Raw genomic sequence first — 26,284 nt, 5'->3', positions numbered from 1 at the left:
CGCAGTCACCTCGTCCGGAGTCACATCTCACTTAACGCCACACCGAACCCGAAAGACACGCAGGACCAAGACCAATCTGACCAAGCACTACTAGCACCGATTGATCCGCCGAGGTCCGCGGTCTTCGGCCACGGTGCCCGGAGTGCCAGAGCGTGGGTGGGGATCGTGATGAGGGCGAGCACTGCGGTCAGCGTGAGGTAGGTGCCCCGCCAGGACAGGTGGTCGGCGAGGATCGCGGTCAGCGGGGCGAAGACTGTTGAGGCGAGGCCGCCTGCGAGGGTGACGATGGTCAGGGGCCGGATGTGGTCGGGGGCGTGCCAGCGGGTGAGCGCGGCGAAGGCGGGCTGGTAGAACGTCGAGGCCATGGCGAGACCGGCTGCGGCCCAGCCCAGGAGGAAGACAGGCAGGTTGGGTGCCAGGGCGATGGTCAGCAGGCTGGCGGTGCCGAGGGCGGAGCCGGCTGTCATCACCGTCCGGGGCCCGCGGTGATCGAGGACCCGGCCGACGCGGATCCCGGCGAGTGCGGATATGACGAGGCCGAGGGAGAACGCCGCGGTCGTCAGGCTCGACGACCACCCGGTGGCAGCGGTGATCTGGGGGTTGAGCACCGGGAAGGCGTAGTAGACGATGCCCCAGCTGGTGATCTGGGTGAGGCAGAGGGCGGGCAGTGCGGCGCGGGGCCGCGACCGGTCCCCCGATCCGGTCGCGGCCCCGCGTGCGGAGGTGTTGAGGCTGGTCACGAGCCGCAGCAGCCGCCCGCCGACACGTCGGCGGAGACAGGGGCGGCGCCGAGCTGGATGAGCTGTGGCGCGGGGGTACAGCAGCCCCCGCTGCTCTGGTCGGCTTCAGGTGCGTCGAAGAGTCCGGCGCCGCCGCAGACTCCGGTATCGGGAAGGGTGAGTTCGACGCTGTCGGCGGCTTCGAGATCGCCTGCGAGGGCGGCGGCGATGGAGCGGACCTGCTCGTAGCCGGTCATGGCCAGGAACGTCGGGGCGCGGCCGTAGGACTTCATGCCGACCAGATAGATGCCCTGTTCGGGGTGGGCGAGCTCGCGGTGGCCGTGCGGATAGACGGTGCCGCAGGAGTGCTGGTTGGGGTCGATCAGCGGCGCGAGCGCGGTCGGGGCCTGGAGGCGCTCGTCGAGGCCGAGGCGGATCTCGGACAGGAACGACAGATCGGGGCGGAAGCCGGTCAGCACGATCACCTCGTCCACCGGGTCCAGGCGGCGGCCGTCCTCGGCCACGGGCACGAGTTGCTCGCCTGTGCGCTCGATCGCCTCCGTGCGGAAGCCTGTGACCGCGTCGGCGTGGCCTTCTTCGACGGCGGCCTTGGCCGCGAGGCCGAGCGCGCCGCGAGCGGGCAGCTGGTCGGCGGTGCCGCCGCCGAAGGTGGCGCCGGAGATGCCGCGGCGCAGTACCCATACCGCCTTCGTGCCGGTGCCGTCGCCCGACTTGGCCAGGTCGGCGAGGCAGGCCAGCGCGGTGAAGGCGGAGGCGCCGGTACCGATCACCGCGGTGCGCTTGCCCGCGTACCGGGCCCGTACGGCCGGGTCCTTGAGGTCAGGGACGCGGTAGGTGATGCGGTCGGCGGCGCTCTTCTCGCCGAGGGCGGCGAGGCCGCTGCCGCCGGCCGGGCTGGGGGTGGCCCAGGTACCGGAGGCATCGATGACCGCGCGGGCAAAGACACGTTCCTCACTGCCGTTGGCCGCGGTGACGTGCACGACGAAAGGCTGATTCTCGCGGTCGGCGTCGACGACGCGGTCGCGGCCGGTGCGCGAGACGCCGGTGACGGTGGCGCCGGTACGCACGCTAGCGCCCAGGACGTCGGCGAGGGGCTGGAGGTAGAGGTCGGCCCAGTCCCCGCCGGAGGGGTAGGTAGCGGCGTCGGGTTTGGTCCAGCCGGTGGGAGCCAGCAGCTTCTCGGCTGCCGGGTCGGTGACCTCGCCCCAGGTGGAGAACAGCCGGACGTGGGACCACTCGCGCACTGCGGCGGCTGCGGTGGGGCCTGCTTCCAGTACCAGCGGGGTGATGCCGCGCTCGACGAGGTGAGCGGCGGCGGCGAGACCGGCGGGTCCGGCGCCGATGACGACGACCGGCAGGTCCGACGTGGTGGTGGTCATGGCAGGTCAGTCCTCCGGGGTACGCGGTCGGTATCGGCCCTTATTTCGACTACTGTCGATACACGGAGCTTGCCATCAGGTATCGACGAGTGTCAACATAGACACATGTCGAAGCTAGAGCTTGCGGAACTGCCGGTGTCGGCCGCCCAGGCCGTGGTGCCGTGCTGCCCGCCGATCACGTCGGCCGAGTTGTCGCAGGCCGACGCGGAGAAGATGGCCGTGATGTTCAAGGCGTTGTCCGACCCGGTGCGGCTGCGGCTGTTCTCCCGTGTCGCCTCCCACGCGGGCGGCGAGGCGTGCGTATGTGACATCGCCGACGTCGGTGTCTCCCAGCCGACCGTCTCCCACCACCTGAAGAAGCTGCGTGAGGCCGGACTGCTGACCTCCGAGCGGCGCGGGACCTGGGTGTATTACAAGGTCGCCCCGTCCGTGGTCGCGGCGATGTCCGCGATGCTCGACCTGCGCGGCTGACGACACCTTCGCAGGTCAGCCACCGCGTCCGGCGGACAGCAGCGCGCCAGGTAGTCCTTCGGGGCGCCGAGCCGCTGCGCCATGGCGGCGCTGTCCGCGCGGTAGAAGACCTGCTTGCCGTCCTTGCGGGAGACGACCAGGCCGCCGCGGCGCAGCAGGCTCAGGTGCTCTGAGGCGGTCGGGGACCTCAGACCACACACGTCGGCGATCGCCGACGGTCCGCTCCATCCCGCTGGCGAACTGGACATCACGGCCTGCCGGGTCTTACCGGCCAGGGCCTTGAGGAAGTCAGTGTCCCTCAATGGTGAAGTTGGTCGTGTGCGGCGCTGACTGGGGTGGATTTCAGCATGAGGCCGATGTGGGGCTTCCTGTCGTCGAGCGTGTTGGCCGGCCACTCGTACTCTTGTCGCGGTGCTGATTCGGCTTGCTGATGATTCGGCAGATGTCGGTGTCGGTGCAGGATGCCGGGTCGGTTTCGGCGGCTCGTTGGGCGAGTTCGCGCAGTGCGGCGCGGGTCTTTCGGAGTTCGGTCATGCGCCGGTTGATCTCGACAAGGTGCTTCCCGATGAGGTCGCTGACATGGTTGCACGGGGCTTGTCCGCTGTCGCGCAGGGCGAGGATGCCGCGGATTTCGGCGAGGGTGAGCCCGGCGTGCTGGGCGTCGCGGATGAACGCGAGGCGGGTTTTGGCCTCGTCGGGATAGTCGCGGTAGCCGCCGGAGGTCCGTGGCGGCTCGGGCATCAGGTCGGCCTGCTCGTAGTAGCGGATGGTCTTGGCCGGTACTCCGCTGACGACGGCCAGTTCTCCGATGCGCATGGCTCCAGGCTAGCCCTTGACCTTCCAGTGCACTGGAAGGTCTAGCGTCCCTGGTGGAGGCGTTGAACCGGAAGGACGATGAGCCATGCGGATCACGGTGCTGACCGTGCCCGGCTGCCCGAACGCGCCGGTGACGCGCGAGCGCGTCCAGGCTGCGCTGGCCGGGCGTGCGGCCCAGGTCGAGATGGTCGAGGTCCACGATGAGACCGACGCACTCCGGCAGGGCATGACCGGGTCGCCGACCGTCCTGTTCGACGGCGTCGACCCGTTCGGGCAGGCCGGGGCCACGCCGGGCATGTCGTGCCGGATCTACCGGCACGCGGACGGCACCGTGGACGGAGCCCCGAGGGTGGACGAACTACGCCAGGCCCTGGCCCCAGCGGGCTTGTCCGCGCCGGGGGAAGGGGACTGCTGCGAGCGGGACCTGCTCAATCCGGTCGGCCGGGCCGGACGCGGCCGGCGTGCTCCAGCCGAACGCGGACTGCGGGTGGTGCACCAAGCGGTGCTGCGGCACTTCGCCACCACCGGCCAGGCCCCACGAACAGCCGCACTGGAACCGGTCGCGGTGCGCGCCGGACGCACCGCCGACGAGGTGCTGGCGACGCTGGCACGCGAGGACTTTCTCACCCTTGACGAAGACGGGCAGATCCGCGCGGCCTACCCGTTCTCCGCCGCGCCGACCGCCCACCGGGTGACCCTGACGGGCGGGACGCATGTGTGGTCGATGTGCGCGATCGACGCCCTGGGCATCCCCGAGATGCTCGCCACGGACGCGGTGATCTCCTCGTTCGACCCGGTCACCGGCGAGCCGGTCACCGTCACCAGCCGGAACGGCCGCATGGTGTGGGAGCCGCCCTCGGCCGTAGTGTTCGTCGGCCGCCGCTCCTGCGGCGGGCCGGCTGCCGCGGTGTGCTGCGACGCGCTGAACTTCTTTACCTCCGCCGACTCGGCACATTCCTGGTTCAAGCAGCACCCGGACGTGCGGGGCAAGGTCGTCGGCCAGGCGCGCGCCGAGCAGATCGGGCGGCAGACATTCGGGCCCCTGCTGGCCGGCTGACACCGAGGTCAAGCACCGGCAGTACCGGCGGCCGGCCCCCCGGGCAGTGGCAACGCGGTCGTGCCGGCGGGCGGGGCAGGCTTGGGACGGCGCGGCTCACGCGCCCCGGCGCCTCCAGGTCCTGGCCCACCATCAGGGGCAGGACATGCAGGAACGAGACGGATCACCCGCAGCGTCGACGCCGCCCAGACCAGGGCGACGAAGGCGGCCCCCGCACCTGTCGGCACGAGGAACTTGGTGACGGCGCCGCCGATCAGCAGCCCGACCATGGCCACCGGAGCCGTCAGCGTCCAGCGCAAGTACGCCTGGTAGGTGACGACCGTACGCCCCAGCCGGACGATGCTCCGCGGCCCCTGCCACGACGTCCACGGGCGACGTCCGTACCGCAGTCGTGCTGTACAACGACTCGACCTACCGGAACAGTCCTTGGCCACGATCGCCTCCACGGCTCGTTACCGACGCCTCACCGCCAAGCGTGGGCCTCGCCCAAGCGCCAGGGCAAGACTTCCGGCCCCTCACTCCTGGCTCAAGCGCGGTCAGTCTGCTCACCAGTACAACTGGGTTCACTGTCATCGAAGGTGAAAAGGCTGGGCTCGCTGGAAAACATCTCAATTGGATGGCAAGGGACACTGATGGCAAGTCTTGAAGTCGGGTAGGGCTACTCGTCGCCCCACTTGGTCCGGCGTGCAACGAAGTGGGGAGTTCCAGCGCAGCTACGGGGCCCCGTCCACTTGGCACCCGGCCGGGGCCCCGCACGCGCTACCGATGTGGGTCAGCTCGGCTGGTCTCCGGTGTACCGGTAGATGCCGCCGGCCGAGTTGACGTGCCACACGGTGCCGTCGGCCGCGGCTCCGATGTCGACCGCGCTGCCCGGGATACCGACCCAAGGGTTGGCGTCGCGTCCGGTGTACCGGTAGATCTGGTTGGAGGAGTTGACACCCCACACGTTGGTCCTGGAACCGACCGAAATGCGGGACAGGCCACCGGAGATGTTCACCCAGTCGGTTGAGCCCTGGTCTCCGGTGTACCGGTAGATGGCGCCAGCCGAGTTGACGCACCATACGGTGCCGTCGGCCGCGGCTCCGATGTCGACCGCGCTGCCCGGGATACCGACCCAAGGGTTGGCGTCGTGCCCGGTGTACCGGTAGATCTGGTTGGAGGAGTTGACACCCCACACGTTGGTCCTGGAACCGACCGAAATGCGGGACAGGCCACCGGAGATGTTCACCCAGTCGGTTGAGCCCTGGTCTCCGGTGTACCGGTAGATGCCGCCGGCCGAGTTGACGTGCCACACGGTGCCGTCGGCGGCTACGCCGATATCGACGGCACGACCGGGGATGCCGATCCAGGGGTTGGCGTCGTGTCCGGTGTACCGGTAGATCTGCCCAGAGGAGTTGAGGCCCCACACGTGGGTCCTGGACCCGACCGAGATGGTCGTGAGACCGCCGGAGACATTGATCCAGTCAGCCATGAATGCTCCCTTCGCCGTGGATGTCGCTATTCGGGTATTTGGCGAGCGGCGAAGCAACAAAAACGGGCCCATATTCTGACTTGCGGTTGAAATGATCTAAAAATCGATGTTTATTTCATCCCTGCCTCTGAGCTTGCAGGGAACGGACGGTCTGTCCCGGGCTTTTGAGGCCGGAAACGTTATAACCCACACGGGGGATCGATGCGGCGCTCTGTTTACTGTCCAGATAATCGCGCTGGTCGGTGTAACCGGCCTCGGTATCGGCGCTGGGCAGGCCAGCCTGGCCACCACTGACCTGGCCCCACGCCATTCAGCGATGGCCGGCCGCTTCACCGCGGCGGCGTCGCCACCACGGCGCCGGGGCTGGGCTTCGTCGGGGTGGAGTTCCAGCGCAGTTTCTCCTCCAAGACTCTGCGTGGTGTGGGCCGCGACGCCGCACATGTCCTGTCCCGGCTGCACCGGCAGAACTCGTGAGGCTGACTGCGCCGTTCACGGCAGGCAGGCTGCGATCTCGGAGGCGGCTTCCCTGGCTGGCCGCCCGACTCCGATGAGGGTGGCTGAGGCCGGTCCGGTCCGGTCCCCGTAACCGAGCAGGTGCAGCCGCGGTTCGTCCACGGCGCGGGTGCCGTCGGTGGCGATGTGGCCCTGGCTGCCGCGCAGGCCGAGCGGGGCGAGGTGGGAGAGGGCGGGCCGGAATCCGGTCGCCCAGATCACCGCGTCTGCCCGGGTACTTGTCCCGTCGGCCCAGATGATGCCGTCGGCGGTGAGGCGGGTGAACATCGGCTCGGCCTTGAGCAGTCCGGCGTCGCGGGCGGCGCGGACCGGCGCGACGGCCACGATGTCGCCGAGCGCGCCGACACCCTCGGTGTCACCGGTGCCTTCGTCGAGGGCGCGGCGCCGTGCGGTGGCGGTGTCGAACAGGGCCCGGCCGTCGATGTTGTCGGCCAGGAACCGGGGTGGGCGCCGGGTGACCCAGGTCAGCGTGACGTCCTCGGCCAGGGCGAGGTCGGCGGCGATCTGTGCGCCGGAGTTTCCGCCGCCGACCACGACGACCCGCTGCCCGGCGAAGTCGGCCGGACAGCGGTAGCCGGTGGTGTGCACCTGCCGGCCGGCGAAGACGCCTTGGCCGGGGACGGTGGGGATGAAGGGCCGCCATCAGGCGCCGGTGGCCGAGACGACCGCCCGCACCGACCAGGTGCCCGCGTTCGTCTCCACACGCAGTCGTCCGGCGTCATGTTGTATGGATTCGGCGCGGACGGGGCGGTGGACGGGCAGTTCGTAACGTTGCTCGTAGCCGGCCAGGTAGTCCACCACGTGCGCGGCATCCGGGTATTCCTCACCCCTCTGGGCGGGCATGAGCCGGCCGGGAAGCGAGGAGAACGCGGCCGGGGAGAACAGGCGCAGAGAGTCCCAGGCGTGCTGCCAGGCCCCGCCCGGCCCATCCTGGGCGTCGAGGATGACGAAGTCGGTCTTCTTGCGGCGCAGGTGATAGCCGGCGGCGAGCCCGGCCTGGCCGCCGCCGATCACCACCACGTCCACGGTGCGTGTCACGGGGCCGTCGTCAGCGCGGCGGCGGCGAACTCCTTGCGCCAGGCGAGCGCGACGTAGACCAGGCCGATCAGCACGGGAACCTCGATGAGCGGGCCGACGACGCCGGAAAGAGCCTGGCCGGAGGTGACGCCGAAGGTGGCGATGGCGACCGCGATGGCCAGCTCGAAGTTGTTGCCCGCCGCGGTGAACGCCAGTGTCGCGGTGCGGTCGTAGGCGAGGCCCAGTCCTTTGCCGAGGAGGAAGGCGCCGAAGAACACGACCGCGAAGTACACCAGGAGCGGCAGCGCGATGCGTACGACGTCCAGCGGCTGCGAGGTGATGGTCTTGCCCTGCAGGGCGAAGAGGATGACGATCGTGAACAGCAGCCCGTACAGGGCCCATGGGCCGATCTTCGGCAGGAACTTCGCCTCGTAGTTCTCGCGGCCCGCCTTCTGCTCGCCGATGCGGCGGGTCAGGAAGCCGGCCAGCAACGGGATCCCGAGGAAGACGATGACGTTCAGCGCGATGTGCCAGACGGACACGTCCAGCCCCTGGCCGTTGCCGAGGTGCAGCCAGCGTGGCAGCAGGTCGAGGTAGAACCAGCCCAGCAGGCTGAACGCGACGACCTGGAACACGGAGTTGAGCGCGACCAGGACGGCGGCGGCCTCGCGGTCGCCGCAGGCGAGGTCGTTCCAGATGATGACCATGGCGATGCAGCGGGCGAGTCCCACGATGATCAGGCCGGTGCGGTACTCGGGCAGGTCCGGCAGGAAGACCCACGCCAGCGTGAACATCACCGCCGGTCCGACGATCCAGTTGATGATCAGCGAGGAGATCATCAGCTTCCGGTCGCCGGTGACACGGTCGAGCCTGTCGTAACGGACCTTGGCGAGGACCGGGTACATCATCACCAGCAGGCCGAGGGCGATCGGCAGGGAGACCCCGCCAATCTCGATCTTCGCGAGCGCGTCGTTCATGCCCGGGATGAGGCGGCCCAGGCCCAGGCCGACGGCCATGGCGAGAAGGATCCACACCGCGAGGTAGCGGTCCAGCGTGGACAGCTTCCTGACGATCGAGTCGTCCTCGGCCGGCCCGGTGCCTGGCGCGGGGGCGGTGGTGGGCTTGACGGAGGTCACGGGCAGGCCCTCCTGTTCTCGGCAGCGGTACGGGCGGACTCCGCCAGCGCGGCGAACTGCTCGGACAGTCCGGCCAGGACCTCGGGGCGCAGCTTGTAGTAGACAAACCGGCCGCAGGGCTCGGTGTCCACCACGCCGGCCTCGCGCAGGACCTTCATGTGGTTGGAGAGGTTGGTCTGCTTGGCGCCGGTCTCCTCGACCAGATGTGTGGTGCACAGGGTCTCGCGGGCGAGCAGGGTCACGATCTTGAACCTGAGCGGGTCGGCCAGAACCCGGATCAAATCAGTGTCGACTGACGTCATCATGGACTGATACTCTCACATCATTCGGCGCTGATACCAGTCCGAACTGAACTGTTGGGCCCGTCGGAGGGGTTCCCGTGTCCGCCTCACCACCACCCGCCTGGGATGACCGGCTCAACGCCGGAGCCGCGCGCCTCGCCGCCCGCCACCAGGGACACTTCTCCGTGGAGACCGTGCAGCAGCTGCTGGCCGACTCCTACCGGCTCCTCGCGGAACACGCCCGGGTACGTACGCATCTGGTGGTGCTCGCCGAGCGGCTGGCCGCCGAGCGCCTCGACGCTCTCGCGCACACCCAGGTCCCGGAAGCGGGGTCGGGCGTGGTGCGGGTGCTGTTCGTGTGCGGGCACAACGCCGGCCGCTCGCAGATGGCCGCAGCTCTCCTGGCACACCGGGCGGGCGAGCGTGTGATCGTCTCCTCCGCCGGTACGGATGCGGCCACCGAGGTCGAGCCGTACGTCGCCCAGGTCCTCCTGGAATCGGGTCTGTCCATCGCCGACGCCTACCCCAAGCCGCTGACCAGTGAGGTCGTCGAGGCCGCCGATTTCGTCATCACGATGGGCTGCGGAGACGCCTGCCCCGTGGTTCCCGGCCGGCAGTACCTGGACTGGTCCGTCGCCGACCCCGACGGCGCCCCGATCGGTGTCGTGCGCACCATCCGCGACGACATCGACGCCCGCGTCGCCGACCTTCTGGCCGGCCTCCCCGGCGCCTGAACCCCGCACTCCTCTCATCACCTGTTGATCCACCGCAGCAAGGAAAGAACGATGTCCGACAAGCCTTCCGTCCTGTTCGTCTGCGTCCACAACGCCGGCCGCTCGCAAATGGCCGCCGCATGGCTGACCCACCTGGCCGGGGACCGCGTCGAGGTCCGCTCCGCCGGTTCCCACCCGGGCACGGTCGTGAACCCGGCCGCCGTCGAGGCCATGGCCGAGGTGGGCATCGACATCTCCGCCGAGACGCCGAAGATCCTCACCGTGGACGCGGTGCAGGAGTCGGACGTCTGCATCACCATGGGCTGCGGCGACACCTGCCCCGTCTTCCCCGGCAAGCGCTACCTCGACTGGAAGCTCGACGACCCGGCCGGCCAGGGCGTTGAAGCCGTGCGCCCGATCCGCGACGAGATCAAGACCCTCGTCGAGGGCCTGATCAAGGAGATCGCCCCGGAGTCCGCGGCATGAGCGAGATACGGGACGTCGTGATCATCGGCTCCGGCCCTGCCGGATACACCGCCGCCCTCTACACCGCCCGCGCCCAGCTGAAGCCGTTGCTGTTCGGCAGCAGCATCTTCGTGGGCAACTCGCTGACGACCACGACCGAGGTGGAGAACTTCCCCGGCTTCCCCGAAGGCGTGGACGGGCCCGTCCTGATGGAGAACATGCGGGCCCAGGCCGAACGCTTCGGCGCCGAGATGATCGACGACGACATCGTCTCCGTCGACCTCACCGGCGACATCACACATAGTCGACCCGGCCGCCACGGGACAACTGCTCCACCACATACCCGTACAGATCCAGCCCCGGCCCGGCCTCCACCGCATCGGTCACCAATCCCAGACGCGACGACAACTTTCCCTCTCCCGCACGGTCGTCACGTGTGAATATCAGCCCCTGCAGACCACGCGCGGTCCGGTTATGTTCGATTTGTAGCGCCAAAGTCCTTTTGCTTGGGTATCCACCATGTGAGGACAACGCCCCCACACGATCACTCGGCCCCGATCACGCCCACGACAAGAGCGCACCCGTTGAACAGCTGTCTCGGCGGCGCCAACTCGCGATAGGTGCTGGGAAGTCGGAACGCACTACCAGGCAGCACCATGGCCCTCGGGGCGGGAGAAGCGACCGCCGTGGCTCAGGGTAGAGCGGCCGGCCGTTGGCCCGATGGCACCGCCGGTACCGTGTTTGCTGTGGACAGGAAACTGAGCGACGCGGAACTCGACGAGCTGGTCGAACAAGCCACCGTGGACGCCTACGACGACGAAGAGCAGCTCACGGGCCTGTACACAATGCTCACGGAGCATCTGGCCGTCCCGTTCAAAACGGTCGTTCTCGGGGTCGAGGTCACCGTGAAGAAGGTGGACCTGCTACCCAGCAACCAGATCGTGGCGGTCTGTACGCGAGACAGGCACCGGCAGGCGATCGGCATCCTCGACCTTCCGTTGCCGCATCCGGCGCCGGAGGGAGCCGAGTGGATCGAGGCATACCGGCATTGGGGACCATGAAGGCACCCGGGTCAGTGGCCGCCCGGCAGCGCTGGCCGGTAGCCCTCATCCGCGAGCCAGGCCCGGGCCCAGCCGTACTGCCGCTCTGCGGAGAACAACCAGTACCGCTGCAGCTACTCCGGTGAGGTGACCAACATGTCCTTGAAGCGGCGAAAGGCTCCTGGGCCCTGGATCGCGGTTGTGCCTGCCGAGAAGCGCATCCACGCAGTTCAGGGGGTATTGCAGGCGGTTGCGGCAGGATGATCACTCGTGTTGCTTCGGCTCACCTACTTGGCTGTCACCCATGCCTTCGCTGCCATGCGGCTACTGCCGGTGAGCGACCGCGAGAGGGACGCGGAGATCCTCGTTCCACGCCACCAGATCGCCGCCCTCGAACGGCAGCCCGATCGTGACCACGAACACCGGGGCCGCCGTGCGAGATGCGCGACAGGCCCGGTCCTCATCCTCAGTCCAGCTCTCGGGACTCGTCCTCAGACGCGGTCCCAGGAGGGCAGATGCCTCCGCTCGTTCTGGACGCCTCCAGGGCATTGTCAAACCCGAACGGGTCCACGACGTCCTTGAGTATCTCCAATGCACCCTTGCGCCAGGTACGGAGGACAACGAAGAACAGAAGAGGCAACGGGCAACCTCGTCGAACCCCGATTCTTGGGGCACACCTCGTGCCAGACTCAGCCTCGGATGCGAAGTGAAACAACTCCGTCACGGTAGGTGTTCGCCGTCGGTCTTCGTGTCGGCCAGTGAACGTCGAACGAAAGTTCCCCGTGGGGGCGCACGGCTCTCACGGTCGCTGTTTCAGGGGAGGACAATGATGAGTGCAACTTTACGTTTCGGCCCGGAACTGCGGCGTCTGCGACAGGAAACGGGGCTTACTCTGACCGAGTTCTCCGTAGCGCTCAATTACGACAAGGGGCACCTCAGCAAGGTCGAGCGCGGGGAGCGTTCCGCGTCCCCCGAACTGGCCCGGCGGTGCGACGCCTTCCTCGGCGCGAACGGTGAGCTGCAGCGCCTGGTGGTCCGCCCCAAGACCGACTCGGACACCACCGAGCCCCCCGCCGCCCCGAGCCTCGGGTTCGTCGGGCGTCGGGCGGTCCTCGCGGCGGGTACGGGGTCGCTGATCGACTTCGGCCTGAAACTCGGCGGTCAGGCGTACTCTGCCGCCAGTCCCCTTCTTCCCTCCTTCCGCATGCAGTTCGACCAGCTACGACAGCTTGGCCAGTCCACCGCGCCGAAGATCCTGCTTCCCCTGCTGGAGACGCAAACGCGCACGGTCGCCGGGCTGGCCGCCGACACCCCGTCCGCCACCCGGGCCCCCATGCTCCTGCTCGCGTCGCGGTTCGCGGAGTTCACCGGCTGGATGGCTCAGGAGGCCGGGGACAGCGGCGCGGCGCTCAGCTGGACCGGTGAGGCCGCCGAACTGGCGCGCGCCGGGGGCGATCCGTACCTCGGTTCCTACGCGCTCGTGCGACGCGCCCTGGTCACGCTCTACGGCGGGGACGCCGCGGGCACCGTCGCCCTGGCCCGCCGGGCCCAGAGCGACGAACTCCCGCCGCGCATCCGGGGACTCGCGGCCCAGCGGGAGGCGCAGGGACACGCGCTCGTCGGCGACGAACGCGACTGCCTCCGCAGCCTCGACAGGGCGCGGGAACTGCTCGACAGGAATGACGCCCGCAGCGGCGCCGAGCCCGTGATCGGCACCACCCACGTGAGCGATCCGGCGGCCATGACGACCGGCTGGTGCCTGCACGACCTCGGTCGTCCCAAGGCCGCTGCCGAGGTCCTCGACCAGGAGTACCGTCGCCTCCCGCCGCACGCGCTGCGCACCCGTGCCCGGTACGGCTTCCGCAGGTCCTTGGCGCACGCCGCCTCCGGAGAGGTCGAGCACGCGTGCACGATCGCCGGGGAGCTCCTGGCCGTGATGCCGGCCGTGCCCTCGGCGACGGTGAACAGCGACGTCCGGCGGCTCGCACGGGAACTCTCCCGGTTCCGGAGCAGCCGGGCCGTACGCGATCTGCAGCCGGCGCTGGCAGCGGTTCTCGCCCCCACTCACGACTGACACCGGCTCCACGACCGGCACCGGTTCGAGCCACCCGGCGCGCCGGGCTACCTGGTCCCTCCAGCCTTCAGGATCCCACGATCCCCCGGCGGAACCCTCTGATTTCCGTCCGCTGCCTCGCACCGCGCGCCCGGCTTCTTCGGGCTGCCCGCGACCAGTGACGCGCCGGGCGACGCACCTCCATCCGTACGCCCTCCCGTGGACGCGTCATGCCGTCACACGGTCGGGACCTCATGACTCAGGCGGACCTGGGCCTCGGAGCCCAGGTCCGCAGCCCCCGCGCTCGTACCCATTCACCCCTGTCTTCCGTCTTCCTCTCACGAAGGGAACCTTCATGCCCGATGTCTTCGTCAACTACCGCACGGGTGACGAGGAATCCGCCGCGACCATGATCGCTCGGGAGCTCATCCGGCGGTTCGGCACCAAGCGGATCTTCTTCGCCAGCAACTCGATCGAGTCCGGCCACCGCTTCCCGGTGGAACTGGTCAGGGCGGTTGAGGAGTGCGGGGCGCTCCTCGCCGTGATCGGCCCGCGCTGGGCGGAGGTACGGGGGGCCGACGGCCGCCTCGCCCTCGAAGCCGAACAGGACTGGAACCGGCGTGAGATCCGGACCGCGCTCGACCGCGGGATCCTGGTGATCCCCGTGCTTGTCGGAAAGGCCACGCGGATCGACCGCACCGTCCTCCCGGACGACCTGCGGGAGCTGGCGGACTGCCAGTACAGGCGGTTCGACCACCGCAACGCCGAATCGGATCTGACGGCGCTCGGCGACGCCCTCGCCCGGCTGCTTCCCGACCTGGGCGCGGTGGACCGTGACGCCCGTGCGGCGCGAGAGCAGGCGGAGGCGAAGTCCCGCAAGACGTCGACCCAGGATGTCGAACACACCAGGATGCGGACGCGAGACGTCGAGCAGCGCGTGCGCGGCGGCATCGGAAACCTCAACGGAGACCTGTCCGGCACCTTCGTCAACGAGCCGCAGGGGCCCGTGAACACCGGTCGGGGCCACCAGTACAACGCCCCCCACTTCCAGGGCGACAACACCGGGGTCCAATTCACCGCGGGTGACAACAGCGGTACGGTCCACCAGCGCTTCGAGCGCGAGCCCCGATGCTCGGACGACGAACGATGACCGAGCAGGACCGCGTCACCGTCAACGATCCGCGTGGCCCGGTGAACAACGGCGCGGGGCCCCAGTACGTCTTTTACGGCGCCGGCGCGGATTGGATGATCCGCAAAGGAGTCGAGTCTCTCCGGATCGTCCGTGAGGACCGGATGCGCCTGGCAGACCGGTTCGTTCCGCCGGTGGGCTACCGCGTCGCCGCCGACTGCCTGGAGAAGCCCGGATCGGTGGTGCTGCTGGAGGCTCCGCCCGGCAGCGGCCGACGCGCCGCGGCGATCATGCTGCTGCACGAACTCGGTGAGGACGGGGGCGCCAACGATGGGGGAGGCCGGTTCGAGGAGTTTCCCGCCACGGACGAGGACGAGGTCCCCCTCGCCCCCGGCGAGGGGGACCGCTTCCTCCTCGACCTTTCCGGGATCGCCGACGAGGAGGCGTACACCAAGGCCCAACGCCACCTGGCCGTACGCCGATCGCAGGTCCAGAAGGCGGGGGCCCACATGGTCGTCGTCCTGCCGTCGGGCATGGAGCACGCCCACGCGCCGGACCTCCAACCGCACACGGTGACGCTGGGACGCCCCCGGGGTGTCGCCGTCGTCACCCGGTACCTCCGCATGGACCGGATGACCTTCCGCCCCGCTGACTTGGGGAGCGCCGACCTCCAGCGCCTGTACGACCGCTCCCCCATGCGGGAACTGGCGCGGCTCGCGGGGCTGCTGAGGAACGCCCGCGACAGCGGCCGGTTCGGTGCCGACTTCGCGGGATGGCTCGACCAGGCGCTGCACGCGGTGACCGACCGTGCCGGTGAGGTGGGCCGACAGGTGGCCACGGTCCGCACCGCGCCCGAGCGGGCCCTGCTGCTCGCCACGGCGGTGTTCGAGGAGGCCCAGGCCGACACGATTTACGAGGCGTGGCACGGCCTGATGTGGACGCTGAGGCACGAGGAAGAGGCGACGACCGAGCTCGCACGGACGGATTTCGGCGAGCGATTGGCGGCGCTCGGGATCGAGCGAGACCCGGACGGACGACTCCGCTTCGGGCAGCTGGCCTACGCCGACGCGGTACGGACGTACTTCTGGGCGAATTTCCCCGGGACGCGCGAGGACCTCAGGGACTGGATCGGCCGTGTCGCCGGGCTCCGCGGTCTGACCGCCGACGACCGGGTGAACGTCGTCGTCCGCTTCGGCGAGCGGTCCCTGGACGTCGGGCGGCCCGACCACCTCTTCGACCTTGTGGTCCGCTGGGCTGACAGCGCGACCGGTGCGTCCTGCGACCCGCAAGCCGTGGCGGCCCTCGAACTCGGTCTGAGCCACGAGAGGTTCGGAGGATGGTTCCGCAGACGCATGTACGAATGCGCGAGGTCCGGCCCCTTGTCGGACGGCCTCGCCCGCGTCCTGACCGTCGCGTGCCGTCAGAGCCTCGGCGCGACACACCCGAATCAGGCGATGGTGCGGCTCCACTACCTCGCGGTACGGAAGGGGAAGGCGGCGCACGAAGCCCGGGCGGCCCTTCTCGACCTCGGCAGTCGCAACCGTCGGCTCTACCGGCTGCTGATCGACCGCCTGCGGGACCGGACGCGTCAGGAGCCGCGCAGGGCAGAGCCCCATCTCCGACTGCTCATGGAGCTGTTGAGGAGCGACCGGGCACCGGACCCGGCACCGTGGCCGGACCTGTACCTGGGGTGGGAGACGGTTTTCTCCCAGCCATCGACGGAACTCTGGAAGCCGCTGGTGATCAGTTGGCTGACCGCCGCGGCAGGCGACAGCACTCGGGAGATGGCGCTGGGCGTGATGGTCGGTGCGGCTAACGGCCGTGCGGTCGCTCTCAACCGCCTCTACGCCATCGCCTGCGACTGGGCGGGGAACGCACGCCACCCCTCCCGGGCGGCGGCCGTCGCCGCCCTCCTCTGGCAGCACATCGACCACGCACAGTACGCCCGCATGGAGAGTACGGAGTGTGCGGGCGCCGGACCACGGACCACGGAAGAGGCATGATGAAACACCGCTTTCGCAGCCTGCTGTTCGCCGCTCTCTGCGCTCTCTCACCGGCTGCTCTCGGAAACCTCCTGCACTGGTCGGCGTGGCTGTGGGGCTTCATGTCCCTGGTCACGACCTCTGGCTCCCTGCTGCTCGTGATGACCGTCCTCAGCGGCGGTCGCGCGTCAGCCGACCCGTACGAACCCGGGGAGCCCGAGCCACCCGCGGCGCCGACGGAGCAGCCGTACCAGGAGACGCGAGTGGTCGACGCGGCACTGCCGAGCGCGGCGGACGGCTACGACTTCCTCTTCTCCGCCACCGTGTGGTGGAGGCCGGCCCTCGACCACGCCGAACGGTCCAACGGAGCCTCCCCGGTCCTTGCCGTGTCCTCGATCGTCAACCGGGCCCTGGAGGTCGTCCGTCGTGAAGAGCCCGGCCGGGCGAGCTTCGCGCGGTATCTCCTGGAGGGGGAACTGGGCGTCCCGCTCCCGGACCGGAGCGGACGAGTGAAGGCCCTGGCAGCCGATGTGACGCTGACCCTCGCCCCTGCCGACCGCGAGCGCCTGCGGAAGTTGAACGACCTTCGCAAAGACGAGGAGATCTGGGAGTACGAGCGTCAGCACGAGCGCAACAAGCGACGCTACCTCGGTGACGACGTGCTCAAGAGCGCGGGCAGCGCGGTGGTGTGGTGGCTGTCCCGTCACGAGAACGAGATCGAGAAGGCGGTCGACATGATCGGCCCGCTCGCCCAGATCGCGGCGGCAGCCAACGACGAGGAGGTGCCCGAGCTCTTCCGCCACCTGCTCGTCCCGCCTGTGGGCACGCGGAGCGAAGCGACCGTCGGGGGCCCGCTGTGGGACGGACACAGCCAGGAAGGAGGGACGTTCGAACGTGAGGAGGAGGTAGGGGTTTCGGACCGGCTGCTCCTGTTGCTGGCGGCGCTGGGTCTGAAGCCGGACATGGACGAGTACACGGTGTTCGTGCACCGTGTGGTGCGGAGTCTGGAAACGGCCGGGCTGGACGAGGCCGCCGAGGAGATCAGGCGGACCCTTCTGCCGGCACCCAACGAGAGCGGGGGCGAGGGGGCGGAGGGGGGCCCTTCAGATGAGGGGAGCACCACGGGGCCCTGGTCGGCCGACTTCCCAGCCCCCGAGGGCTCGCCGTTCAGCGACGCGGCCGCGGACCCGGATGCTGACGCGGGCGCGGGCACGTTCAGGCCGGGGGCGGCGGAGAGCAGCGCGGGCGAACAAGACCAAGGCTGGTGGGACACAAGCGAGGACGACATGACACCACCGCGCCCCTGGGACACCTCACACAGCCCGCACCGGCCCGCCGCACCTCGCGCACTGGACGAGGACGACGAGGCCGGGAGCTGATCCGGTAGACGGTCGGCTTCCCGGGGCTCCCCTCACCTCACACCGCGGCCGGGGGAGCCCAGTACTACAGCCTCAGGTCTTAAGGTTGTAGTACCAGTACGCAGGACCAGTGCCGTCCGACGGCGCCATACGCGTCAGCGCAATCTCCCGGACCCGTATCCGTGTCGGCACTTACTCCCAAGTCCCGCCGGTCCGGTCGCCTTCCAGCTCGGCGCGCCAAGCAATTCCCGTATCACTTCTGGTCACACGCTGGCGCACGCCGGGCTTGGTTAAAACGGACCCAGATATCCATGCCGCTCGTCACCGGGAAGCTCCTGGATACTGCAGGTGCCGATAAATCATCCTCCCAGGTCACAGCCTTGATTGCCGATCTCCGATACAACGGACAGCCGTCCTGCTGTCTTCACCTGGACAGGGGCGGACGGCATCATGATCGGTCGTGCTGCTGCGCCTGGCCTGTCTCGCCGCGACCAACACCCTGGCACTCCTGCGCCTTCTGCCGATGAGCGACCGCGACAAGGACATCGAAATCCTCGCGCTGCGCCACCAGTTGCTCGTCCTGCAGCGTCAGGTCGGCAAGCCCACGTTTACCGATACCGACCGCGCCGTCCTCGCCGGCCTGCTTCACCACCTCCCGAGGGAGAAGCTGCGGCACCTCCTGCTGTTGGTACGTCCAGACACGATTCTGCGCTGGCACCGTGACCTGCTCAAACGACGCCATGCAGCGACCTGCGTGCCCAAGCGCCGCGGCCGCCCGCCCACCGTCCGCTCGATGCGCACCCTCGTCCTGCGCCTCGCCCGTGAAAATTCCTCGTGGGGATATCGCCGCATCCACGGCGAGCTTGCCGCACTCGGCATCAAGGTCGCCGCCTCGACCATCTGGGAGATCCTCCGCGAGCACGGCATCCCGCCCTCACCCGAACGGCAGCACACGACCTGGCCCGACTTCCTCCGCAGCCAGGCCGACGCACTGCTCGCCTGCGATTTCTTCGAGACCCGCACCCTGACAGGCACGCGCATGTACGTCTTCGCGGTCATCGAACACGCCACGAGACGCATCCGGATCCTCGGTGCCACCGCACACCCGACCGCACAGTGGACCGTCCAGCTCGGACGCAACCTTCTCATGGACCTCGAGGACGCGGGCAGCACGGCCAAGTTCCTCATCCGCGACCGAGACTCGAAGTTCACGGCCGCCTTCGACGCCCTGCTCGCCGACGCCGGGCTGAAGGTCGTCACCACCGGCATCCAGACACCGCGCATGAACTCCATCATGGAGCGCTGGATACAGACCTGCCGACGCGAACTCCTCGACCGCATCTTGATCTGGAACCAGAGCCACCTGGTCCACGCGCGACGCGAGTTCGAGACCCATTACAACGAGCACCGGCCGCACCGAGCCCTGAAGCAAGCCGCGCCGATCCGCCCACTCCCCCAACCGATCAACGAACCAGCGCAGATCAAACCCCTGGAGGTACGCCGACGAGACCGACTCGGCGGAACCCTCCACGAGTACCAACATGCCGCCTGACCAGGCCGGATGATTTATCGGCACCCACAGTGTCGACATCGTCACGATGAGCGAATCTCCGCAGGTCACCGAGGGTGCGTCATGACCAGCCCTTGCCTGCGGCTCCTGCCCAGGACTCTAACCTGCGGCCAGCGGCCGAGCCGCTTTCACAGGTGCAGAGTGGACTCCACAGTGATCCGTGATCCCGGAGCCCACCGCCCGCCCCCGTTCCCATCTGTCTGGTGCCCCGCCAAGGACTCGAACCTGCGACCAAGCGCAATAACGACACCACCATCACGCCCGGCTGAACGGCCCACGCGGGCCCCGTCACGGCTATTCACCCCGCGCCCCGCCCGTATGGCCGACCACCCGAAACCCCCGCCCCACACCGGCATACCCGCCACCCCCACCCCGACTCCCCACTCAGCCCCCATCCAGCCAAAATCCAGCCGCCGTACAGAGAACGACAGATGACGACAGATGACGAGGCGTCAGCTCATCCAGCCACCATCCAGCCACAGGCACGCGAACGGGGCCGACCCGAAATCGGGCCGACCCCACCTGACCTGCCGTTTTGCTAAATCGCCAGATCCACGGTATTGCATGCCCTATACACTGAACCGGAACTCCACGACGTCACCCCGCCTGCGCCTTCTGTAGATGCCCCGGCACAGTCACTGCAAACGAATCTCCGCAGGTCACACGGATTCGGACATGACCAACCGTTGACTGCGAGTCCTGCCTGGAACTCGAAGCTCCGACCACGGTCACGACCCAGCGCCTCCCGCTCCCCCATGGCCAGTGCAGCCGGCAAGCAAGTCGACGCACTTCTCACCGACCGGCGGTCACATGCCGGTAACCGGCAGCACATCCGGCGACAGCGCCGCCGCCCGCGCCCCCGCACTCGTCATCCGCTTACGGTGATGACGCCGGCACAACACCTCATACCCCACCTCCGCCACCGACCCCGCCACATCACCCACAACGACCTGCTCCCCCTCCACAACCATCTCCCCACCCACGGTCCGCGCATTGTGCGTAGCCCGCGCACCACACCAGCACATCGCCTCGACCTGCAACGTCTCCAAACGATCCGCCAGCTCGATCAAACGCTGAGACCCAGGAAAAAGCCTCGTCCGGAAATCCGTGGTGATACCGAAAGAGAAAACATCCAGCTCCAAGTCATCCACGATCCGGGCCAACTGGTCGATCTGCCCGGGCAACAAGAACTGCGCCTCGTCCACAATCACATAGTCGACCCGGCCGCCACGGGACAACTGCTCCACCACATATCCGTACAGATCCAACCCCGGCCCGGCCTCCACCGCATCGGTCACCAATCCCAGACGCGACGACAACTTTCCCTCTCCCGCACGGTCGTCACGTGTGAATATCAGCCCCTGTAGACCACGCGCGGTCCGGTTATGTTCGATTTGTAGCGCCAAAGTTGACTTTCCACAGTCCATCGTCCCCGAGAAGAACACCAATTCGGACATCAGGCCAGAGGAACCTTTCCAACCAAACGAAGACAAGAGACCCCACCGACACACACCACCCCACCACCAGCCCCCACCACACCACTCACACCACAACATTCGAATGGCGAATACCCAAGAAAATCGGTGGACTTCCCGCAGTCCATCGTTCCGGAGAAGAACACCAGCTCGGGCATGGGAGGTTGAGCACCTTTCGGCAAAAGTGTGGCAGCGGGTCGGCGTTCAGGTACGTACTTCGAGCAGGGGCACCAATTGCTCGGCGGGGGTCATCGAGCCGTGGTTGCCGACCATCGCCGACTCCTTCGGCTCCCGCTCGGAGGCGATGATCAGCACCTCGTCGTGGGCGGCGGCGACCACGTCGCCGATGCGTGCGTACACGCGGTCGTCGACCCGTGGCCCGAACCAGCCCGCGGCGACCGCCTCGTCCCGCGAGGCCACCCAGAACTGCTCGCCCAGCACCTCGCGCCAGCAGGTCAGGACGTCGTCCGCGGCGCCCGGCAGCGCGTAGACATGGCGCGCGCGGCCCTCGCCGCCCAGCAGGGCGACGCCCGCCCGTAGCTCCCAGTCCTCGTCGAAGTCGATGCGGTGCAGTTCGTCGAAGGGCACGTCGACCATGCCGTGGTCGGCGGTGACGTAGAGCGCGCTGCGCGCCGGCAGTTGCTCGGCGAGGCGCTGGACGAGCCGGTCGACGTACATGAGCTGGCCGCGCCAGGTGTCGGAGGCGACGCCGTAGCGGTGTCCCGCGCCGTCCAGTTCGGCGTAGTACGTGTACACCAGGGCCCTGTCCGCGGCGGCCAGTTGCTCGGCCGCGAGGTCCATGCGCTCCTCACCGCTGAGCCGCCCGTGGAACGTGCCACCGCTGAGCGCGACCTTGGTGAGCGGGGTGTTCGCGAAGGCCGGGGAGGAGACCTGGGCGGCGTGCACGCCCGCGTCCTGGGCCAGCTGGAAGACGGTGGGGTACGGCTGCCAGACCCGCGGCTCGGTCCACGGCTGCCAGCGCAGCTGGTTCATCAGCTCACCGGTTCCGGGGTCGCGGACCGTGTACCCCGGCAGACCGTGCGCACCCGGTGGCAGGCCGGTGCCGACGGAGGCGAGGGAGGTCGCGGTGGTCGCCGGGTAGCAGGCGGTGATCGGACGGCCGGTGCCGCCACGCGAGCCGGCGAGGAGCGAGGTCAGGAAGGGTGCCTCGGCGGGGTGGGCCGCGAGTTGCTCCCAGCCCAGACCGTCGATCAGGAAGACGCAGTTACGGTCGGCTGCGGTCAGTTCCGGGATCGCCGCGGTCATACCGGGGACGGACATCCCGGCGGCCAGGGTGGGCAGCAGATCGGCGAGGGAGCCGCTGCCGTACTGGGGCAACGGCGCGCTGTCGAGGGCGAGCGGCTCCGGATGCGCGTCCCAGGCTGCGGTCTGCGCCATCAGTGCGTGAGATCCGCGGTCGCCTCGGAGAGCGCCTGCGCGAAGGCGAGCGCCTCGCGCACCGACTCCGGGCCGTCCCCCGCCTCACTGACGCGCAGACTGAGGTCGTCCGCCGTGGAGCTGCCCGTATAGCCGTGGTCGGCCTCGCAGTTCGGGTCACCGCAGGCGGCGGGTTCCAGGTCGATACGGGAGACGGCGCCCCAGCCGATGGTCAGCACGACCTCGCGGGGCGGTGTACCGGGCTTGTACTGCTCCGGGTTGGCCACCACACGGCTGACCACCACGGACGAGATCCGGTCGAGTTTCACGGACTCCGTGGAGGTGGTGGCGAACGGCGTCGGGGAGTCGCTGTCGGCGGCCTGTTCGTCGGTGTGGCTGACGATGAACCGGTTGCCGGTGAGGACCAGCACGGTCACGTGCCGCCGCACCTCGTTCTGGTCGAAGGTCGTCTCCTGGTGGACCAGGTACGACCGCATGGGCTCACCGCCCACGGCGGCCTCCACCGCCTCGGCCACGAGGGCCGGGTAGTAGCCGCTGCGCTCGATCGCCGCACGCAGCCCCTGGGTCGTCGTACTGGTCTTGGCCATGGCGTCCATCCTAGTCCGTGGGCCCGTGAGCTCCGGTCCGGTCGGGAACGCCGATCCGGACGAGTCGGGAATGCCGGTCCGGACGAGTCGAGAACGCCGTCCGGTCCCGTCGGGAAGGCCGGTCCGGCGGGTGGGTGGGTCCGGCCGGACCGGGCGGGCAGGAGGGATCATCGGCCGGCGCGCGGGTTCCGGCCGGTCGGGGACACTGGGCCGGTATGCGGGTCCGGCCAGTGCGTGGGGCAGGCCGGTGGCCGTCGGCACGGTTTGCGAGGCGGTCCTCCCGGATCGGTGCGCTGGAAGACGAGGCGTCCGGAAGACTCGGCGCTGGGGAGAGGCCCTGTCGGGGAGAGCCCCCGCCGGGGAGTGCGTGTCGGGTCCGCGTCAGGACGCGGGGAGACTCGGCGGCGGTACGGCGGCAGGCGAGCACTCGGCGGTACGGCTGCCGGCGGACCCGCGGCAGGGCACTGCGGCCTCGACCGGCCCCGCGGCGATACGGCGGGCCCGCGTCAGTACACCGGAAGCGTCCGGGGTCCGAGGTCGTCGCGGACCGGCGCGGGCGCGAGCCGTACCGCGGCGCCGAGGACGCTCAGGCCGTGCGGGGCCACGACCACCGGTTCCAGGGTGACGGCCACCACCTCGGGGTGGTCGTGAACCAGCCGGGACACCCGCAGCAGCACCTCCTCCAGGGCGGGCGTGTCGACCGGCGCGGAGCCGCGCCAGCCGAACAGCAGCGGCGCCGTCCGGATCGAGCGCACCAGCGAGGCCGCCTCCCGGTCTGTCACCGGGACCAGCCGGTGCGCGATGTCGCCGAGCAGTTGCGATGCGGCTCCGGCCAGCCCGAAGGACAGCACGGCCCCGGCCGCCGGGTCGATCACGGCCCGTACCACGGTGTCCACGCCCCGGGGCGCCATCGCCTGCACCACCGGCCGCAGTTCCTCCGGCTTTCCGAACAGCTCGGTCAACTCGGCGTAGGCGCGGCGCAGTTGCTCCTCGTCGGCCAGGTCGAGCCGTACCCCGCCCAGGTCGGCGCGGTGGCGCAGGTGCGGGGCGGTCGCTTTGAGGGCGACCGGGTAGCCGAGGGTGCGGGCGGCCTCGACGGCCGCGTCCGGGCCGGGGGCGGGCAGTGCGCGGCGCACGTGGATGCCGTACTTGCCGAGCAGTTCGCAGGTCTCCTCGGTGCCGATCGTGAGGTGCTGTCCGCGGGTGAGCAGGCCGGCGATCAGGCCGGCGGCCCCCTTCTCGTCGATGTCCTCGTACTCGGGCACCTTCCCGGGATCGGCCGCCTCGCGCCGCCACTGCGCGTACCTGACGGCTTCGGCGAGCGCCCGCACGGCGCGCTCGGCCGCCGGATAGGCGGGAATGAGACGGGTGCCCTCGCGGGCCGCTCCGGGTGCGGCGCTCTCCTGGGTCCGCCTCCGTGGCGCGCCGGGCGGTGGCGGGGCAGGCGACGGCTCGGCGTCGTCCCCGGACGTCTGTGCCCCGGGCGGGAGTAGATGGTGCGGCGGCTCGGCGTCGTCCCTGGACGACTGCGCCCCGGGCGGGAGCGGACCGTGCGACGACTCGGCATCGTCCACGGACGACTGCACCCCGGGCGGGAGCAGATCGTACGGCGGCTCGGTATCTTCCCCGGACGACTGCGCCCCGGCCTGCGGTGCCGTGCCGGCCGCGGCGGACAACGCCTCCGCGAGTCCGCCCAGTTCCACGTGCACGACGAGCACGGGCTTCGCCGGAGCCGCCGCGGCGGCGGAGCGCAGCGCCTGCGCCAGTTCCGCGTCCCGGGGCGGGCCCTCCCCGATCGCCGGGATGGCCGTGACGACCACCGCGTCGCAGGTGTCGTCCGCGAGCGCCCGGGACAGCGCCCGGTGGAAGTCCTCCGCGGTGGCCTGCGTCGTCAGGTCCAGCGGGCGTCCCGGGCGCAGCCCCTCGGCCAGGCACCGGTCGTAGGTGAGCAGCCCCAGTGACTCGGAGTTGCCGAGGATCGCCACCCGGGGCCCGGCGGGCAGCGGCTGGCGTGCGAGCAGCAGTCCCGCGTCGACCAGTTCGGTGATCGTGTCGACCCGGATGACTCCCGCCTGCCGCAGCAGCGCGGACACCGCGGCGTGCGGCAGCCGGGTGGCCCGGACCGCGTGGCCCAGTGGCGCGGATCCTGATCCCTGCACCACGACCAGCGGCTTCGCCGCGGCCGTCCGACGTGCCAGCCGGGTGAACTTGCGCGGGTTGCCCAGGGTCTCCAGGTACATGAGGACGACGTCGGTGTCGGGGTCGTCGTACCAGTACTGGATGAGGTCGTTGCCGGAGACGTCCGCCCGGTTGCCGGACGACACGAAGGTGGAGACGCCCGTGACCCCGGTGACCCCTCCCCCGCGCCGGTGCAGCCGGGACAGCAGCGCGATGCCGATCGCCCCGGACTGGGCGAACAGGCCGATCCGCCCGGGGCGCGGCAATTCGGGTGCGAGCGAGGCGTTGAGCCGCACCTCCTCGGCGGTGTTGATGATCCCGAAGGCGTTCGGTCCGACGAGCCGCATGCCGTACGTGCGCGCGTGCCGGACGAGTGCGCGCTGCCGCTCGTGTCCCTCGGGGCCGCTCTCCGCGTATCCGGCGGAGATCACCACGAGACCCTGTACGCCGTGTTCGCCGCAGTCGGTGACCGCCTCCCTCACCTGCTCGGCCGGGACGGCAAGGACCGCGAGGTCGACGGGGCCCTCGATGTCCCGCACCGAGCGGTACGCGGGCACTCCGTCGACCTCCTCCAGTTCCTCGGGGAAGGCCGAGTTGACCGCGTACAGGCTCCCGGTGAACCCGGCGTCCCGGATGTTGCCGAGCACGCCGCGGCCCACGCCGCCGGGCGTGCGGCCCACGCCGAGGACCGCGACGGAGTGGGGCGCGAGCAGCCGGCGCACGGAGCGCGCCTCGGCGCGCTGCTCCCGGGCGCGCTGCACGGCGAGCGAGCGCTCGGTGGGCTCCAGGTCGAACTCCATGCGTACGACGCCGTCCTCGAAGCTGCGCTTCTGGGTGTAGCCGGCATCCGTGAACACCTTGATCATCTTGGTGTTGGCAGGCAGCACCTCGGCGGCGAAGCGGCGGATCCCACGCTCACGCGCGACGGCGGCGATGTGTTCCAGGAGGGCGGAGGCGACCCCGCGGCCCTGGTGCGCGTCCTGCACCAGGAAGGCGACCTCGGCCTGGTCGGAGACTGTGGGAGCGGTCCCGGCGCGCCCTTCGGCCGGGGTGGTGGCGGGTGGCAGGCCGAAGGGCGCGGGCAGGCCGTCGGTATCGACGCGGTCGTAGCGCACGGTCGCGATGAACTCGTCGCCGATGGTGGCCGCGAGTCCCACCCGGTCCACGAAGTCGTGGTGGGTGAAGCGGTGGACGTCCTTGGCGGACAGGCGCGGGTACGGAGCGAAGAAGCGGTAGTACTTCGACTCGTCGGAGACCTGCTCGTAGAAACTGACCAGGCGGTCGGCGTCATCGGCGGTGATGGGCCGGATGCGTGCGGTGCCGCCGTCGCGCAGTACCACGTCCGCCTCCCAGTGGGCGGGGTACTCGTGCCGGCCGGGCCGGTCCACCGTGGTCCGCATGGGGCCCAGAGTACGGCTCGCCAAGGACAACGGCGCGAGGCAGTCTGTGGGGGAC

22 protein-coding genes and 3 pseudogenes are annotated in these 26,284 nt (G+C 69.6%); 11 read left to right on the top strand and 14 right to left on the bottom strand.

The genetic code is table 11. The annotated features are described in order from the left end of the window. Positions 1–20 precede the first annotated feature (20 nt). The gene (locus tag ACFY2B_RS38105; RefSeq protein WP_390767636.1) at positions 21–740 is read right to left on the bottom strand and encodes an MFS transporter; all 720 of its coding nucleotides are present in this window, start codon (positions 738–740) and stop codon (positions 21–23) included. After that, the gene (locus ACFY2B_RS38100) at positions 737–2,119 is read right to left on the bottom strand and encodes an NAD(P)-binding domain-containing protein (protein ID WP_390767635.1); all 1,383 of its coding nucleotides are present in this window, start codon (positions 2,117–2,119) and stop codon (positions 737–739) included. Before ACFY2B_RS38100 ends, ACFY2B_RS38105 begins: the two co-directional genes overlap by 4 nt. Positions 2,120–2,224: 105 nt before the next feature. Here ACFY2B_RS38100 and ACFY2B_RS38095 point away from each other — a divergent pair, with 105 nt between their 5' ends. Continuing rightward, complete coding sequence (locus tag ACFY2B_RS38095; protein ID WP_390767634.1) at positions 2,225–2,590, top strand: ArsR/SmtB family transcription factor; 366 nt, start codon at positions 2,225–2,227, stop codon at positions 2,588–2,590. Here ACFY2B_RS38095 and ACFY2B_RS38090 read toward each other — a convergent pair. Further along, a complete protein-coding gene (locus tag ACFY2B_RS38090) occupies positions 2,530–2,892 on the bottom strand; it encodes an ArsR/SmtB family transcription factor (protein WP_390767633.1) in 363 nt (120 codons plus the stop codon). The two genes, ACFY2B_RS38095 and ACFY2B_RS38090, sit on opposite strands and share 61 nt — an antisense overlap. 40 nt (positions 2,893–2,932) lie before the next feature. Continuing rightward, positions 2,933–3,406: a heavy metal-responsive transcriptional regulator gene (locus tag ACFY2B_RS38085; RefSeq protein ID WP_390767632.1), complete on the bottom strand. Its 474-nt coding sequence runs from the start codon at positions 3,404–3,406 to the stop codon at positions 2,933–2,935. An 85-nt stretch (positions 3,407–3,491) separates the two neighbouring features. Here ACFY2B_RS38085 and merB point away from each other — a divergent pair, with 85 nt between their 5' ends. Beyond that, positions 3,492–4,463, top strand: coding sequence for an organomercurial lyase (gene merB, locus ACFY2B_RS38080; RefSeq protein ID WP_390767631.1), 972 nt, complete (start codon positions 3,492–3,494; stop codon positions 4,461–4,463). Positions 4,464–5,235: 772 nt separating this feature from the next. Here the strand turns inward: merB and ACFY2B_RS38075 are convergent. The 4 genes and pseudogenes from ACFY2B_RS38075 to ACFY2B_RS38060 all read right to left on the bottom strand — a co-directional run bounded on the left by ACFY2B_RS38075 (position 5,236) and on the right by ACFY2B_RS38060 (position 8,905). Beyond that, positions 5,236–6,006, bottom strand: a complete 771-nt coding sequence (locus tag ACFY2B_RS38075; RefSeq protein WP_390767630.1) for a tectonin domain-containing protein — start codon at positions 6,004–6,006, stop codon at positions 5,236–5,238. Positions 6,007–6,423: 417 nt separating this feature from the next. After that, positions 6,424–7,485, bottom strand: a pseudogene (locus tag ACFY2B_RS38070) (ArsO family NAD(P)H-dependent flavin-containing monooxygenase). Beyond that, positions 7,482–8,600: an ACR3 family arsenite efflux transporter gene (arsB, locus tag ACFY2B_RS38065; RefSeq protein WP_390767629.1), complete on the bottom strand. Its 1,119-nt coding sequence runs from the start codon at positions 8,598–8,600 to the stop codon at positions 7,482–7,484. Before arsB ends, ACFY2B_RS38070 begins: the two are co-directional and overlap by 4 nt. Beyond that, positions 8,597–8,905 carry an ArsR/SmtB family transcription factor gene (locus ACFY2B_RS38060; RefSeq protein WP_390767628.1) on the bottom strand — a complete coding sequence of 103 codons (309 nt, stop codon included), beginning with the start codon at positions 8,903–8,905 and terminating at the stop codon, positions 8,597–8,599. The genes arsB and ACFY2B_RS38060 overlap by 4 nt, the downstream gene beginning before the upstream one ends. A 74-nt stretch (positions 8,906–8,979) precedes the next feature. Here ACFY2B_RS38060 and ACFY2B_RS38055 point away from each other — a divergent pair, with 74 nt between their 5' ends. From ACFY2B_RS38055 to ACFY2B_RS38045, 3 genes and pseudogenes are all read left to right on the top strand, one after another. Beyond that, positions 8,980–9,615: an arsenate reductase ArsC gene (locus ACFY2B_RS38055; RefSeq protein ID WP_390767627.1), complete on the top strand. Its 636-nt coding sequence runs from the start codon at positions 8,980–8,982 to the stop codon at positions 9,613–9,615. 51 nt (positions 9,616–9,666) lie between these two features. Next, positions 9,667–10,080, top strand: coding sequence for an arsenate reductase ArsC (locus ACFY2B_RS38050; protein ID WP_390767626.1), 414 nt, complete (start codon positions 9,667–9,669; stop codon positions 10,078–10,080). Continuing rightward, positions 10,077–10,355, top strand: a pseudogene (locus ACFY2B_RS38045) (NAD(P)/FAD-dependent oxidoreductase); the annotation flags it as partial. The gene ACFY2B_RS38050 and the pseudogene ACFY2B_RS38045, both read left to right, overlap by 4 nt. Position 10,356: 1 nt before the next feature. On the opposite strand, the pseudogene ACFY2B_RS38040 reads toward ACFY2B_RS38045, so the two are convergent. Further along, positions 10,357–10,599 (bottom strand): annotated as a pseudogene (locus ACFY2B_RS38040) (hypothetical protein); the annotation flags it as partial. A 206-nt stretch (positions 10,600–10,805) separates the two neighbouring features. Between ACFY2B_RS38040 and ACFY2B_RS38035 the strand changes: the two are divergent. The 6 genes from ACFY2B_RS38035 (at position 10,806) to ACFY2B_RS38010 (ending at position 19,173) form a co-directional block, all read left to right on the top strand. After that, positions 10,806–11,120, top strand: coding sequence for a calcium-binding protein (locus ACFY2B_RS38035; RefSeq protein WP_390767625.1), 315 nt, complete (start codon positions 10,806–10,808; stop codon positions 11,118–11,120). 808 nt (positions 11,121–11,928) lie between these two features. Further along, positions 11,929–13,173 (top strand): helix-turn-helix domain-containing protein, encoded by a 1,245-nt coding sequence (locus tag ACFY2B_RS38030; RefSeq protein WP_390767624.1) that lies wholly within the window; start codon positions 11,929–11,931, stop codon positions 13,171–13,173. 334 nt (positions 13,174–13,507) lie between these two features. Next, on the top strand, positions 13,508–14,302 hold the full coding sequence (locus tag ACFY2B_RS38025) for a TIR domain-containing protein (RefSeq protein ID WP_390767623.1): 795 nt from the start codon (positions 13,508–13,510) through the stop codon (positions 14,300–14,302). After that, positions 14,299–16,284 carry a hypothetical protein gene (locus tag ACFY2B_RS38020; RefSeq protein ID WP_390767622.1) on the top strand — a complete coding sequence of 662 codons (1,986 nt, stop codon included), beginning with the start codon at positions 14,299–14,301 and terminating at the stop codon, positions 16,282–16,284. The genes ACFY2B_RS38025 and ACFY2B_RS38020 overlap by 4 nt, the downstream gene beginning before the upstream one ends. Continuing rightward, on the top strand, positions 16,284–17,642 hold the full coding sequence (locus ACFY2B_RS38015) for a hypothetical protein (RefSeq protein WP_390767637.1): 1,359 nt from the start codon (positions 16,284–16,286) through the stop codon (positions 17,640–17,642). Before ACFY2B_RS38020 ends, ACFY2B_RS38015 begins: the two co-directional genes overlap by 1 nt. Positions 17,643–18,081: 439 nt before the next feature. Continuing rightward, positions 18,082–19,173 carry an integrase core domain-containing protein gene (locus tag ACFY2B_RS38010; RefSeq protein ID WP_390767621.1) on the top strand — a complete coding sequence of 364 codons (1,092 nt, stop codon included), beginning with the start codon at positions 18,082–18,084 and terminating at the stop codon, positions 19,171–19,173. Positions 19,174–19,997: 824 nt separating this feature from the next. On the opposite strand, the gene ACFY2B_RS38005 is transcribed toward ACFY2B_RS38010, so the two are convergent. The 5 genes from ACFY2B_RS38005 to ACFY2B_RS37985 form a co-directional block, all read right to left on the bottom strand. After that, the gene (locus ACFY2B_RS38005) at positions 19,998–20,648 is read right to left on the bottom strand and encodes a thymidine kinase (protein ID WP_390767620.1); all 651 of its coding nucleotides are present in this window, start codon (positions 20,646–20,648) and stop codon (positions 19,998–20,000) included. Then, entirely contained in the window at positions 20,648–20,824 is a 177-nt protein-coding gene (locus ACFY2B_RS38000) for a hypothetical protein (RefSeq protein WP_390767619.1), read from the bottom strand. Before ACFY2B_RS38000 ends, ACFY2B_RS38005 begins: the two co-directional genes overlap by 1 nt. 46 nt (positions 20,825–20,870) lie before the next feature. Continuing rightward, complete coding sequence (locus ACFY2B_RS37995) at positions 20,871–22,064, bottom strand: alkaline phosphatase family protein (protein WP_390767618.1); 1,194 nt, start codon at positions 22,062–22,064, stop codon at positions 20,871–20,873. Continuing rightward, positions 22,064–22,660, bottom strand: coding sequence for a DUF5998 family protein (locus ACFY2B_RS37990; RefSeq protein ID WP_376536471.1), 597 nt, complete (start codon positions 22,658–22,660; stop codon positions 22,064–22,066). Before ACFY2B_RS37990 ends, ACFY2B_RS37995 begins: the two co-directional genes overlap by 1 nt. Before the next feature lie 497 nt (positions 22,661–23,157). Then, positions 23,158–26,229, bottom strand: a complete 3,072-nt coding sequence (locus ACFY2B_RS37985) for a GNAT family N-acetyltransferase (RefSeq protein ID WP_390767617.1) — start codon at positions 26,227–26,229, stop codon at positions 23,158–23,160. Between the last annotated feature and the right edge of the window lie 55 nt (positions 26,230–26,284).

The sequence above is a fragment of the Streptomyces sp. NPDC001270 genome (assembly GCF_042896695.1).
In the GTDB taxonomy this organism is placed as follows: Bacteria; Actinomycetota; Actinomycetes; order Streptomycetales; family Streptomycetaceae; genus Streptomyces.
Note: the sequence above shows the minus strand (reverse complement) of the source record. Positions and strands in the feature narration are given on the sequence as shown.